The organism is Cyclobacterium roseum, assembly GCF_010119225.1.
Lineage (GTDB): Bacteria > Bacteroidota > Bacteroidia > Cytophagales > Cyclobacteriaceae > Cyclobacterium > Cyclobacterium roseum.
Genome location: NZ_WNKF01000012.1, coordinates 105967 through 119641, shown reverse-complemented (window position 1 = coordinate 119641; position 13675 = coordinate 105967). Strand labels below are relative to the sequence as shown.

The following is a 13675-nucleotide window of genomic DNA, read 5'->3' as shown; positions in this document are numbered from 1 at the left end:
GTTTTCATAAGAAAAACCGGTTTATTTTAGCTCCTGAGGCCATTTTTTTCTTAACTTAATAGCATTGCCAGTAATGGCCGTTAAGCCACATTTATAGATACCAGGTGATTAAACTTCATTTCTCTTACAGCAGGAAGAAATCTTATGAGGACTTTTCCAGATCATTTTTGACATTACGACACTTGTAAGCCTAATTGATTGAAGCCTTAGGATTTAGATAAAAAATATTGGCATCCTGAATATTCCTGGAGTACTTCTCAAGTAAGTATTAAAAAAGTGTAGTCAAATCTTTACAAAGGATGGGGATTATAATTTTCCGCAAACTTCCTTCAAATTCCTCTTAACTTTGGTCACGCTTATATTTGGATTCATTTTGGGAGAAAAAAGCTTTCGCCCCATTAGTTATTGCCATACATAGCACAAAATATGACAAAAAACCAACTATATATGTCTTCTGCCTACAATATTTCTTCTACTGTACCTTCTCCAAGGGTAAATGTACCTTCCCCAAAGAGAAATGTTTTTCCAATATCAAAATCATTACCTAAGTAAACTTTGTTTAGAAATAATATTTCAACTTCACCTTCTTCCCCTGGGCAAAACTGTTCTCTATCTATCAAATCAATTCTACCTGATGTTTTCATTTCTTTAACAAAATTAAATAAAGGTCTATATCCACTGGTAAACGGTGTCTTTCGACCATTTTCATACAATTTTATATGTGCTTTTATCTTTACCACGGGCAATAGTTTAAAGGTTTAGCTTTTAACAAATTTAGATGATTTGCAGGAATTGCAATAGCGTTCATACCATCAGCAACAAATTTGGTGGCATCATCCATAACACTGTTAGGAACTTCTACTTTAATTATAGTGAAAGGTATTTTATCTAACCCATAATTGTACTTACCAAATTGAGTTGCTTCCTTAAGTGTTGGAGCAAATAATTTCCCTGTTTCATACCCTCCTGCCTTCGTTCTAAGACCAAATTTCGCAATGTCATCTATTTCTGCCTGTGAAACAGCTCTATAAATTGTGGTATATCCCTTCTTAGCGGCACTTTCACACATCAGACCCCAAATATCCATTTGGATATTTGGATCAAAAACATACCCATATATAGTCGGATTCCCCCCTCCCAACCCGATCGGATCCTGGCTCACATACATTCCCTCCTCAGGCGCATAATACCTGAAGCGGTTATAGTACAAGCCCGTCTCCATATCCTGGTACTGGCCCTGAAAACGGAATGGGATAAAACCTACCTCGCCATAACAAGAAGCTACCTCCCCGTAAGCCTTGTGCTTACAGTCCCAGACCATTTGACCTTCCCGGTCAAAGGCCTGCTTGGGTGTACCAAGATAATCATTTATGATGGAAAATGCTTCCCCTCCCGCCAATTTTGCAGCAGGCTTAAAACTGCCCTCATCAAATACCCAGGTGATCAGGTTTTCGATCGGTTCTTCCCGGTCTTTGGTCAACAGGCCATCAGCATCCAGTACGGATTTTGGCCGCTCCTTTAGCGAATACTGCCATTCATGCAAGGGCACATTCCCATCCCAAACCCATCGGGTAAGCTTGCCCTGAAAGATTTTTGCGGTTCTTCTGCCCAGGGCATCGAATTCAAAACCCACAGTTCTTCCATCCGGACGGAGTACTTCCCTAAGCGAACCGTTTCCGTTCCACTGGAATGACCAATCTCCTTCGGGGGTGGATTTTTTAATTAAATTTCCTTCTTCATCGTAATTGTACCGGGTAGCTCCCTTGGCAACCAGCTTACCCCCCTTGTCATATTTTCTATCGCTTCTGTCCGCCTTTTGGAAGATATTTCCAATTTCATCCCGGAAATAATTGTCCTCTGTGCCAAGACCTGTCAGGCTTTGGACAAGGTTGCCCACCGCATCGTATTCAAAGGCCTGCCAGCTGTGGTCCATCAAATCATGGATGCGCCGAAGCTTGTCATTGATCCCCCAATGGTACCTTTTGTGAAAGTGGGTGCTGCCCCTGCCAGAGGTTCGTTGTCCTGCCACCCGGCCAGCCTTGTCATAGGTAAATTCATTTTCCAGCGCCCCTATCTTCCGTGTCCGCTCCTGGCCGAGGTGGTTATGGGTCAGTAGGGCTTCCCAATCCTCCCCGCTTTCAGCATGGCGGGCATTCATTTGCTTTACGCTGCCTGCAGCATCCCATTCGGTCCGGATATCGGCACCCAAACTGCTGCTAACCGTTGTTCTATATCCCTTTTCGTTGTACCCGCTTTCCACGAGGTGTCCATCCTGGATCTCCTGAATCACACGCCCGGACTTGTCCCGAACAAAGACTACCTGGCTGTTTCCGTTGACGGCTTCTATCAACAGGCCTTCCCGGTCATAGCCATAGGCCTCCCAACTTCCATCCGAATACTCGCTGCGGATTACCTGTCCATTCAGGTCGTATTCGTAATCTGTCCAGCGGTCTCCGGGACTGTTGATGCGGAGCACCTTGCCGGCCCTGTCCCTAAGGTAGGATCTTTGGAGTCCGTCAAAGCCTATTTCCTCTGCCACCCTTCCCATAGGATCCAGCACAAACCGGTACCACTCACTGTGCTCGTTTCTCAGTCCGGTCAACCTATTCTGGCCATCGTAATGAAAAGATATGGCACTGCCGGCCTCCACCCTTCTGACCATGCTGCCCAGCGCATTGTAGACAAAATCTACCTTTCTTTGCTTGTCCCGTACCTGCACCAATTCATCATAGGCATCGTAAGACAGGGCTACCTTGTTGCCATCCGGTTCTTTGATCTGAATGACCCGGTCAAGGGGGTCAAATTCATAGGTTTTGCTTTGTCCCTCGGGATTGATTTCGGCGACACACCTTCCCCAGGGATCGTATTGCCATTGCTGTTCGCTACCACCCGGTAGCACCATTTTTATCAGGTTGTGGTCGCCATCATAATAAAACTTTAATACTTCTCCATCACTGGTTTGCAAAAGAGACAGCTGCTTGTTTTCATTGTAGCTCAGTTCTGCCAACCTTCCGTCCGGATAGGACATGGTTTTGATCAACTGATCCGCCGTATAGGTATACAAGGTTTGTTTTCCGCTCTCGCTGATCACGGCCTGAGGCTTTTGCTCTTTATCATATAGATAATGCTGAGTGGCCCCATCTGGTTTCCGGAGGGAAGTAAGGTTGCCCTGATCATCATAGGTAAACCCCGTAATCAGGCCTTCCTCATCCACCTCCCTGTACAGTTTCATGTCTTCCGTATAGATAAACTCCTTGACATTGCCCAGGGGGTCGACCATTTTGGTACACAGGTTGTTTTCATCGAAATAATAAAGGCTGGTTTCGCCTAAGGAATTGGTCACTTCATTGCAGCCGTCCCCATAGTTGATCCAACCTTCCATAAGGCCCTTATCTCCCCAGGTATGCACGCACCTGGCTTCCCTGCCTTCCCCCTCGTATTCCCAGTAAAAAATATCCCCGTTGCGGTCCTTCTTTTCCACCATCAGGTGATTCTCGTACCGAATGTCCGTGGACTTGCCCAAGGCATCCTTCACCTGAACCATATCCCCAGCCTCATTATAGGCATACTCTACCAACTCCCTCCGCAACCCTTTATAGGTGGCATATATATGGGAAATAAATCCCTGATCCGAAAACTCAAAGTGAATTTCCCTACCGACAGTATCTGTCAGGCCTGTCCATTTGCCTTGGTTATCGTAACGGTATTGAATGGAAAAGCCCTGCAGGTTAGTAATTCGGAGAGGTCTGAAATTGGCTTTACCGGATTGCTCAAAAATAAAAGTAATGTTCTTATCATGATCCTTCAGCTCGAATCCATCGATGGTTCGGGTCAGGGTCATCTTTTCCATGACATTATAAAAGGACTGCTTTTCCTCAGCCAGCCATTCAAAAATGGCCGGTCTTCCATCGGGTAAGGTCACCATCACGTAACCCTCATTCGGATGCGCTTCCAAGCCTATGTCATAGCTGGTATGCATCCCATGTCCGCAAGCACCCACCACAGTGGAATCAGAGTAATAGCTTCTCTCCCATTTCAGGGCAAAGGGCCCCGCAATTTCAAAATCTTCTGCCGTGAAAAATACGATTCCCGCAATGAGGTCCACCGGTTCAAATCCAAATTTACACAACACATCGGCCTTTTTATTTGACCATTTGGTGTTTTTTGCCCTTAATTTTTTGTTCCATGCTATACCTTTTTCTTTTATCCACTTTCCCATTGCCTTGGCCTTGTTCATAGCCCCTTTAAGTAGCTTTCCTCCGCCCTTCATCAAAGAACCCATACCAAAAGACATGACAATGGCCATCAACAATCCCTGTAGGTCCGGAACATAGGGTCCCCCTACCATGACCGGTTTGCCGGTAGGTATGGGAACACAGGCGGAGGTAGGTAAATAAGTGGTGGGTACGGGTTTAAAGTTTTTCCCAGGGGTAATGCTCATCGGCATGCCCACATCGCTGCATGACATCACCATAAAAGGAGATACCCCAATAAGATTTCCCTCCGCCTTGACCCGCAGGCTTCCAAAAAACTTATAGGCATCATGACCGATGGGCTTAGGGGTAAAGGCAGCGCCGGGAGGCATGGGAAAATGCTTCATTGTTCCCAACATGCCTGTAGTAAAGCTACAACCCCTGCATTTATAATTTACAGAAACCGTGGCGCCCAACATGGGAATCAAGTCTGCCGGATCAAACACAAAACCGATAAAGGGGTGCGGCAAAGGGGTGGGTATAGGCCCTGCCGGGCTGGGAACCATGACAATATGTATGTCCAGCCCTATAATGATGTCCTGATGGGTGCTTGCGAGTAACATGGCCTAGGCATAGTTGGGTTGGAATTCCTCAGGAACCGGTTCTTCTGCCATACTTCTCCAGGACGAACCAAAAAGTGATGTCATGTTGTTGTCCGCTTCAACCGCTTTTTGCGGCTCACCTTTGTATTTATGCCAATCACAATAGGTCTTGGCCAGCATCAAAAATCCACTCAATTTGATTTCGTCTTCATTCAAGTGGTCCTTCAATGAAAAGGCTTTTTCCAAAAATTCAGGAACAGCTTCGGCTTGGTATTTCTTCGCCAAATCTATGGCCAATCGAAAACTGTTTACTGCCTGCATATACTGCCCTGCCTCAATAGCGGCTTCTGCCCCTTTTCGGTAACTATTAATGGCAGGAAGGTACTTTTTGGACAATTGCTGACTGGAACCAAGAAAATTATAGTACTGTAACACCAAGGCCTGACAGGTAACATCCCCCTCTCTTGCTCCGTTTTGGGTGATGCTCAGCCCCTGCCTTAACAGGTCCTGAATCTGCAGGTGGGCTTTGAAATGAAACAACATGCCCGCATAGGCGATATGGGCAGTGGCCAACAATACTTTTTCCCGGGACTTGCGCATTTCCTTCAGGCAGGAGGTTCCCAGCTGGTTTAATTTGTCCAGGTTTTTTGCGGCAGTGGCCTGTGACATTTGATAGATGTAGCGCTGTAATTTGACTCCGGGCTGACTGGGATTACCAGACCGCATGACCTGCTGCACAGCACCCTGATAATCCAGGTCCGGGTCGAGCGTCTTGACATAGGTAGGATCCAATTGCTTCATCAACGGATCAAAAAATCGTTCCTCTTTTAAGTCAAAAATGCAGCATCTTAGATAAGTTGGAAACTCAGCTGAATACAGGGCTTCCAACCATTTACCATACGCCTGGATATCTGCAATCTGATAGGGCATCAAAACCACGTTCAGCAAAGTGTCTTCTATACCACTCGCCTTTCTAAAGGAGTCGATTAGTTCGAAAAATAGCGATTTGGCTTCCTCTTCCTTTACGGTTTTTTCTATATTGAATGGTGTCGTATCCCAATTAAACGGGTTTCCATGGGCATTCAGGGCTTCTTTGGTTTTCTGGTCCTTTTCAGCCATTTCCACCCAGGTTTGGATCAAATCCCGGGTAAAGCTGCCCTTAGAAACAAAAGGACACATCAAAACAATAAACACTTCGGGAATGGCACCCTGGGGAGTGGACTCCAAATGAACAAATCCTTCGTAAAGCCTGGCCTCTTCTGGTGAAATCATCCATCTTACCAAGGCCAGTTCTTCGTTGGAGGAAACCTCCTTTATCCAGGTTTGTTGAAGTTTGGTAACTAAATGGGCTATGGGATTGTGTTCGTTCATGATTAACAGTTTAATTGAACCATACCACCTTTTATATCCGTCATCATCGCACCTTCGACAGTTACCATTTTACCGGATACTTTGAAAGCGACGTCCGCTGTTTGTTCTATTTCAGAGCTATTCATGGAGATTTTGGCTCCCCCATTTACTTTTAGTTCCTGATCCGCTTTCGCCTCTACCGTCTTTGCCTCTGCCTTAATGAGGGAATCCGATTTGATCTCCACTGCCTTCTTGCCGGTGATGGATATCGTCCCATCCTTCTTCATTTCCAAAATAGCGTCTCCACAACTGAGTTTGATACTCTCTGAGGAAGAAATACTGATATTTCCCTTTCCATCAATCATCACCTTATTTCCCTCTGCATCCTCCACCATTACGCTTTTGTCCTTATCATTCAGCACCAGTTTATTCCCACTTTTGCTCTGAAAGGCCTTGACATCGTTGCCGCCGTTGCTGAAGGTGCACTTGGCTTTGCCGTGGTAGACACTGCCGATCACATAGGGCTTGGTGGGGCTGTCGCCCTCGAAGCCGACAATTACCTCCTCTCCTACCTCGGGCATCAAAAAAATCCCTTTGCCTTCACCGGCATGGGGGCTGGTGACGCGGAGCCAGGGGCTTTTTTCATTGCCTTCCATCCAGTGGAACTTTACCCTTACCCTGCCCAGGCCTTTCTCATCGTGGTTGTCGGTCACCAGGGCACTTTGGGTTTCACAGTAGGGTTCGGGACAGGCTGTTTCCGGCGGCATTTTTACCGTTGCAGGGATGGCGGTAAAATCGTTGGAATAATTTCCCTGCCCGTCACAGTGGTGATTCACGGAGATGATGGTGTATTCCCCAAAAGATTCATCGGCCAGGCTGAAGACGTTCTTTCCGCCCACCTTGATGGTGGCGCCCACCTGCACACCCGGATGGTTGCTGTTGCCGTTGATGCGCACCATATTGCTGCTCTGGGTGGCTGCCCGAGTGGCAATCCGATCGTCCAGTTGTTTTTTGCTGGTCAGAAAATGGTTGTGCCATTGTTTGGGCTGGTCGGTGTAAAATGCTTCACTTTTCTGCAAGGCATGTTTCCCAAGATCACTCAAGCCTGCTTTGTCGGCCGTGCCACTGGGGGAGCCGTTGTACACCTCATGGTTGATATAATCATAGGCCATCATCTTAAAGCCGGCAGGTTTTACCTGCATGGTCATGTTGAAGCTGTTCAGGCTGTTGCCATAGACCAGGCTGATGCTGTCTTTCTTTTCCAGGCCCAGCACCAATTTGGTGCCCTCATAATACAGCCATTCGCCATGGTCGGCACTGAGGCGCCTTAAAAATTGCCAGGCGGTTTCCCGGTATTGCACTGTGTAAGACAGCTTATCCGAAAAGGCTGGGTCCAGCTGGGTTTTCAGTAAGTTCTGCGGAAACGGTTGGAGCACCTCTCCTACAATGTCTTTGATGCCCTTTTTTTCCCAGGTCTGACAATGGGGGCCATTGTCCATAAGAATGGTAGGGCCAAAACCACTGATGATAAGGTCTCCTGCATGGCCTGCAAACCGGGAAGCCTCCACCTGGGTCACCAACCCGGCAAATTCCAGGCTGCCGGCAAGGCCAATTGCTTTCACCTGGATCAAAATGGAAGCCCCCACCCAATTCTTTGATTTTTCAAAGACGGCCCCTTTGGCCCCATCCACCGCTTCGGATGGACAGACCAGGGAAAAGGCATGGTGCGCAGAAATCTCCTGGCTAAGGCTCAGTGAAGAAAACTGCTTCAGCGGCTTTCCATCGATTTCGATGCTGGTGATTACAAATTGTGCCATGATAAAGTTTTAAGTTCTGACCTTTGAGGTTTCAAAAAACCTTGGAGCCTTATTTAACTTGATGATGAAAACCTTCGGGGTCTCAAAGACCCCAAAGGTTTGAAGACCCTGACCTTTGAGGTTTCAAAAAACCTCGAAGGTCTTTATCGTCCCAGACCATCCTTTGAAGCTTCAGAAAACCTCGAAGGTCTAATTCAAAAGAGGTTTAAACCCTCGAGGTCTCAAAGACCTCAAGGGTTTGGAGCCTATTATTCCGGCCAGTTGTTCTGGAATATGGAATCGTTAAGTTTCAATTCCCTGGCACTGAGTTTTAATTCGACCAACATCGGATTCTCCCCTTCATGATCAAAGGTTTCCCGGTATCGGATACAATGGGCATCAATAAATTCCAGGGTTTTAAGCTTGCTCATTTCGTCCCTGCGGAAAAAGGTGATGTCACCGCTTTTCACCTGGGTGGAACTGATCATCCAATCGTAAAAATTGGTTTTGCCATTGCTTTCAATTTTGATGGAAACCATGCCTCCCTGTGGAATGGAGGTGGGTTTTCCCGTGGCATCGGTGATTTTACGGAAAGCGTAGGCGCAATGGAGCACCTTGGACTCTTCTCCGTCTATTTTTAGTATGGCTCGGAATGACATGATTGGGGAGGTTGAATATAAGTTTACTTGATGATAGGGTTGAATCAAATACTTAAAAAGGGGGAAGGAAGCTGCCTTCCCCCTTACCTGCTGCTTATACCGGCCATTCGTTTTTGTGTTCGCCGTTCCCCAATTTTATGCTTTTGGCACTGATGGTGAACGTTTCCCTGACGGGCCTGGAACTCTCGCTGTCAAAACTTTCCGAATAAGAAACCATATAGGCCTCAGAGAAGGTAAGTTCTTTCATGGTCGCATCCGTGTCCCGCTTGGTGAAAGTGATGGTTCCATCCTTTCTTTCGAAGCTGTTGCACATCCATTCGAAAAATGGGGTCTCCCCGGTAGATTCTACGGTGATGGTGATTTTACCACCCCGAACATCCTCAGAGGGACGACCCGTGGCATCGGTATTCCTTTTTAACTCATAATGAGTGTCCAATACGGGCAGGTCTGCACCTGCCACTTTTAATCTGGCTTTAAATGACATGTTTTTTGATTTTAATGGATAAAAGATTACATATAACCTGGGCCCTACAGGTGATTGGCCTGTAAATCCCCAACTGGTTCCTTTTAAAAGAATTGAAACTCATGGCGGCCATACCAATTATTGCTGGGCATATTCGGAGTCCCAGTCGGTGCCATCATCGCCTTTTTGCCCGTCCAACTTGATCAAAAAGGACTTAGCCGGAAAATAGGGCTTCATATGAATGTCCAGGTAAATTCGGTCCTTCTGGACCGGGTCCTGTTCGAAGCGCTTGATGGAGAAGTTTTCTATCAGTTTGGTGGGGCCTGTGATGCTGTCCAGGAACTTGACGATCTGTCCCATCAATTCTTTTCTGGTGCTGGCGGTAAAATTTTCAAATGCCCTGCGGTTGAGGAAATCCATCATAACCTTGGACACATAATCGAAAACCCTCACCACAGAATAAGTCTGAAGCCCCAGGTTGTCCCCATTGAAGAGGGTCTTTGCCGAAAAGGCCATGACCTTACCATATTCCTTGACCATGGGCACCAGACCCAATTTCTCAAGCTTGGCGATCTCACTTTTTTTCAGGTCAAATTTCACCCCATCCACCTCATTGATACCGCCGAATTTCTTACCGGCAGTGACCTGAGACATCAGGGTATTGTAAATTTTCCCTCCCAGGGCGGCCGCTGGTGGCACCAGCAGGTCATCTTCTTCACCTACCTCGCTGAACCTGCCCCGGCCTACCAGCCAGTTGCAGGTCATGATGGTATTGGAGCGAAAATTATCCCCTCCTGTCAGGTTGGCAATTTCAAAGAGCTCCATCACATCATCCGGCTGGTCCAGGTTCTCAAAATCCGTAACCATTAAGACCTTGTTTTCATAGGCCAGCTTGGCCCACTTTTCCACGACCATATTGGAACCTAAATAGCCTGGAAGAATCAACAAACTGTAGTTGTTTCGTAGGTCCAGCCGATCGTAATTCTCCACCAGTTCGTTGTGAATGGCATCGATGAAACGGGTATTGTCAAGGTCCTTCAACTGGTCTGGTTCTGCATTGATCAGCGAAATATTTTTGACTTTGGTACTTTCCGTATTTTTATAAAACAGTGCCACTGACCGATAGGACCTTTCCAGCTCCTTGGTCTGCACGATGGCATTTTTCATGTTTTTCTTTAAAAGGGCCTCTGATTTTTCAGCGGCTTCTTCACAAGCCTGGATCATGTCGGAGATTTCGTCTGAACTCCCCAGCACCTGTACCCACCATTCCAATTTTTTCTTTAGCTCAATCCTTTCATTACGTTTGGAGGGCTCCGAAACGAAAATATTTTTTCTTGCTTTTCGGTCTGGGTTTACATTTTGCACCCCATCGATCATGGTTTCCAGCAGGTCGAAACCGCCGAATTTTTCCAGGTTATGGGTGGCCGTCTGAAGGGCTTGCTCCTGCTGGCGCAAGTCGGCTTGTGGGGCTGATGAGGAAGAAGTTGAAGTATCCATGGTTTGATTGGTTTAAGTGAAGCTTGTTATAGTTGGGTTATCCAGCGGATTCCAACTCTGCCACCAGTGCATTTAAAGCGGCGATCAGATTATCCTTATGGTCTTTGTCAGCCAGCACCTGCTTCAGCAGCTTGTTGGTCTTGAGTTGTTTGACGATTTTCAGGTATTGTTCCCTTTTCAGGGTCAGGTCATTGAGCAGCTTACTTTGAGGGGTGATCCCCCGAATGCCAAAATCTCCCAGGTTTCTGAAATGCATGGTTTCCTTTTGCTGGGTCCCTTCCTCCGTTTCCATTTCCAATTCCACCTTGGGCTTGAAATGGTCGAACACCTGGCCGATATTGGTCAGCCCGCTCACTATTTCCGGTTTAATGGGGGTGTCGGCTGAAAGTTTTTCTGCCAGCAGCACCCTGTTTTGGGGAATATCGGCAAAGGCTTCAAAAGCCTCGTTTTCCAAAACCGTTCCGCCTATACTGTATTTTTCGACTGCCATGATAATTTCCTTTTCGTGATGGTTTACTTTCTTATGCTATATCCACTGATCATTAGTTTGTTACCCTAAAACCCAGTAAATTTTCTATTTATTTTTCAGGTGCTTTCAACAGGCGCTGGGCAGGCATGTTCCATTGCAGGTTTTGATCATGGTCCAGGAATAGCTGGATCGTATCTCCGGCTTTCAGTTCTCCACCGATGAGTTTCTTCGATAAGGGTCTCCTCAGTTCCTTTCTGATAAGGCCGGACAGGGGCCTGGCACCAAAGCGGGGGTGATAACCCCTATGGGCAAGCACTTTGAGCGCTGCCTCTGAAATATCCAGTTGGATGGATTGCTTCTCCAAAGCGCTGTAAAGACTTTTCAATTGGATGTTTAGGATTTTAGCCGCCATGGATTCATTTATGGGGGCAAAGGGAATGATCTCGGTAATCCTGCCCAGGAACTCCGGACGGAAATGATTACTCATTTTTTCCAAAAGATCCTGCGGAGAAGGCATTTCTCCTTTCTGGAATTTTTGGGTAATAAACTCACTTCCGATATTGGAAGTAAAAAGAATAAGGGCGTTGGAAAAATCCCCTTCTTTACCGAGTTTATCATGCAGCTTTCCTTCATCCAAAATTTGGAGAAATACGTCAAATACCGAGGCGTGGGCCTTCTCAATTTCATCAAAAAGGACCACGGAATAGGGTTTTTGTCTGATTTTGTTGACCAAAAGCCCTCCCTCTTCGTAACCAACATAACCAGGAGGGGCTCCATAGAGCAATGCTGCGGCATGTTCTTCCTTAAATTCCGACATATCGAAGCGGATCATGGAGGTTTCGTCCTCGAAAAGGAATCCTGCCAGCGATTTGGCCAGTTCGGTTTTTCCAGTGCCGGTAGGACCCAGAAAAAAGAACGAGCCCACCGGCTGCCCGGCTTTGCCCAATCCCGATCGCGACTCCAACACCGCATCTGCTATGGAACAGATGGCATGGTCCTGACCCACCACCCTTTGACGAAGTGTACTTTCCATCTGTAAAAGCCTGTCCCGCTCCTGGGACTGCACCTTTCCTATCGGGATGCCTGTTTTTTGTGAGACAATGGCGGCGATATCACGCTTCTCCACGGTAGTATGCTTTATGGAAGCAGCCGTAGCCATTTTTTCCAGGGAATTTTGAAAATGTTCCTGGATTTGGCACACCTGGTGGAACGATTCGGGATTTTCTTCCGATGCGACGCTCTCCCAAAGTATAGGACTGATATCCTGACTTACCTGTTGGTAAAACCATTTCCAATCTTCCAATGAATGCCGGTTATCACTTTTCTCCACTTCGCACCAAGCCTGAAATTGTTTCTCGATACCTGCAATGGTCTTGGCACCATTGTCATTGACCAGGCGTAACGCCGCCATGGTCCTGTCCATAAGGTCCAGCCCGGCATCCGGGAGTTTACGCTCTTTGATGTATCTTTTGGCCAGTTGGATGGCCTCGTGAACGGTTTCATCTGGAACTGTTAGCTGATGGTGTTGCTCATAGTAAGGGAGTACCGCCTTCAGCATGTGAAAGCAATTCTGGGGGGAGGGTTCCTCCACCTTGAGCAGCTCAAACCTTCGGCTGAATGCCTCATCCGGCTCTATAAATTTTCGGTATTCGTCCAAGGTGGTCGCACCGATCACCGTGATCGCTCCCCTGGCCAGTTCGGGTTTCAGGAGGTTCGCACTGCCAGCTGCCGCACCCTGCCTGTCCAAAAGGCCATGGATTTCATCTATAAATAAAATGGCCCTGTCAAACTGCTTGATTTCTGAGATAATACTTTTCAGCCTTTCCTCCACCTCCCCTTTATAGGAGGCTCCCGCTACCAGGGAACCGGTATCCAGTTCAAAAAAAGGCACATCATAAAGGGATTGGGGTACTTTTTCCTGGATAATGGCCAAAGCAAATCCATCTGCCAGGGCCGATTTGCCTACTCCGGGTTCCCCAATGAGCAGGACGTTGGGTTTTGTGCGCCGGCATAAAATTTCCGCCATGATGCGGATTTCATTCTCCCTTCCCACGATGGCGTCTAATTTCCCTTCCCTGGCCATTAAGGTCTTTTCCCTGCAATACTTGAGCAAGGCATGTTTTACCCCTTTTGTTTTGGACTCCTGAGATAAATCTCCAATTGCCGGTCCCAGGGTGGATAAAAGCTCCTCCTCCTGGGCTTTGCGGGAAATCAGGTCCTCCCTTTTTAGTGGAAAGGACTTCAGTTGCTCGTAAGTATAGGCCACACCGGGGGTGCTGATCGCAGCCAAAACATGAACAGGTTCCAGGCTGTCTTTGGAAAGGATCAGTCGGATGCTTTCTGCTTCATTCATTACCTCTCCGACCTTACAATCGGCAGTAATCGCATCCTGAAACCCCGGGGTCTTGGGTTGGCTTTCCATTCTTACTTCTGCCCATTCCTCCAGGTAATAAATATCTTGTTCCAAAGATGCCAGGAGCTGGTGAAGGCCTCCATCTTTGTGAAGCAAAGCTTTCAGCAAGTGAGCCGGTTCAAATTTCGAATGAAGGTTTTCCCTGGCTATGGCCTGGGCAATTTTTATGGCATTTTTCAGGTCTTCTGATAAATGCAAATCTTCAACAATAGAAGTCATGGTATGGCATTTTG

General features: G+C 47.0%; 9 protein-coding genes. All 9 read right to left on the bottom strand.

Translation table 11 applies throughout. The annotated features are described in order from the left end of the window. Window positions 1-458: 458 nt before the first annotated feature. The 9 genes from GJQ68_RS16715 to GJQ68_RS16675 all read right to left on the bottom strand — a co-directional run bounded on the left by GJQ68_RS16715 (window position 459) and on the right by GJQ68_RS16675 (window position 13661). Complete coding sequence (locus GJQ68_RS16715) at window positions 459-740, bottom strand: hypothetical protein (protein ID WP_162418445.1); 282 nt, start codon at window positions 738-740, stop codon at window positions 459-461. Then, complete coding sequence (locus tag GJQ68_RS16710; protein WP_162418444.1) at window positions 734-4816, bottom strand: DUF6531 domain-containing protein; 4083 nt, start codon at window positions 4814-4816, stop codon at window positions 734-736. Before GJQ68_RS16710 ends, GJQ68_RS16715 begins: the two co-directional genes overlap by 7 nt. A gap of 3 nt (window positions 4817-4819) precedes the next feature. Beyond that, window positions 4820-6166, bottom strand: a complete 1347-nt coding sequence (locus GJQ68_RS16705) for a hypothetical protein (RefSeq protein WP_162418443.1) — start codon at window positions 6164-6166, stop codon at window positions 4820-4822. 2 nt (window positions 6167-6168) lie between these two features. Continuing rightward, entirely contained in the window at window positions 6169-7962 is a 1794-nt protein-coding gene (locus GJQ68_RS16700; RefSeq protein WP_162418442.1) for a type VI secretion system Vgr family protein, read from the bottom strand. Window positions 7963-8210: 248 nt separating this feature from the next. Continuing rightward, window positions 8211-8600: a type VI secretion system tube protein TssD gene (gene tssD, locus GJQ68_RS16695; RefSeq protein ID WP_162418441.1), complete on the bottom strand. Its 390-nt coding sequence runs from the start codon at window positions 8598-8600 to the stop codon at window positions 8211-8213. Window positions 8601-8694: 94 nt separating this feature from the next. After that, a complete protein-coding gene (gene tssD / locus GJQ68_RS16690) occupies window positions 8695-9084 on the bottom strand; it encodes a type VI secretion system tube protein TssD (RefSeq protein ID WP_162418440.1) in 390 nt (129 codons plus the stop codon). A gap of 117 nt (window positions 9085-9201) precedes the next feature. Beyond that, on the bottom strand, window positions 9202-10560 hold the full coding sequence (locus tag GJQ68_RS16685) for a DUF5458 family protein (protein ID WP_162418439.1): 1359 nt from the start codon (window positions 10558-10560) through the stop codon (window positions 9202-9204). Between the two features lie 37 nt (window positions 10561-10597). Beyond that, entirely contained in the window at window positions 10598-11050 is a 453-nt protein-coding gene (locus GJQ68_RS16680; RefSeq protein WP_162418438.1) for a hypothetical protein, read from the bottom strand. Window positions 11051-11138: 88 nt separating this feature from the next. After that, on the bottom strand, window positions 11139-13661 hold the full coding sequence (locus GJQ68_RS16675; RefSeq protein WP_162418437.1) for an ATP-dependent Clp protease ATP-binding subunit: 2523 nt from the start codon (window positions 13659-13661) through the stop codon (window positions 11139-11141). Between the last annotated feature and the right edge of the window lie 14 nt (window positions 13662-13675).

Excerpts from the sequence above, each read along its gene's own strand:
- GJQ68_RS16710 (WP_162418444.1), bottom strand. The coding sequence starts at position 4,816 with ATGTTACTCGCAAGCACCCATCAGGACATCATTATAGGGCTGGACATA.
- GJQ68_RS16705 (WP_162418443.1), bottom strand. The coding sequence starts at position 6,166 with ATGAACGAACACAATCCCATAGCCCATTTAGTTACCAAACTTCAACAA.
- GJQ68_RS16700 (WP_162418442.1), bottom strand. The coding sequence starts at position 7,962 with ATGGCACAATTTGTAATCACCAGCATCGAAATCGATGGAAAGCCGCTG.
- tssD (WP_162418441.1), bottom strand. The coding sequence starts at position 8,600 with ATGTCATTCCGAGCCATACTAAAAATAGACGGAGAAGAGTCCAAGGTG.
- tssD (WP_162418440.1), bottom strand. The coding sequence starts at position 9,084 with ATGTCATTTAAAGCCAGATTAAAAGTGGCAGGTGCAGACCTGCCCGTA.
- GJQ68_RS16685 (WP_162418439.1), bottom strand. The coding sequence starts at position 10,560 with ATGGATACTTCAACTTCTTCCTCATCAGCCCCACAAGCCGACTTGCGC.
- GJQ68_RS16680 (WP_162418438.1), bottom strand. The coding sequence starts at position 11,050 with ATGGCAGTCGAAAAATACAGTATAGGCGGAACGGTTTTGGAAAACGAG.
- GJQ68_RS16675 (WP_162418437.1), bottom strand. The coding sequence starts at position 13,661 with ATGACTTCTATTGTTGAAGATTTGCATTTATCAGAAGACCTGAAAAAT.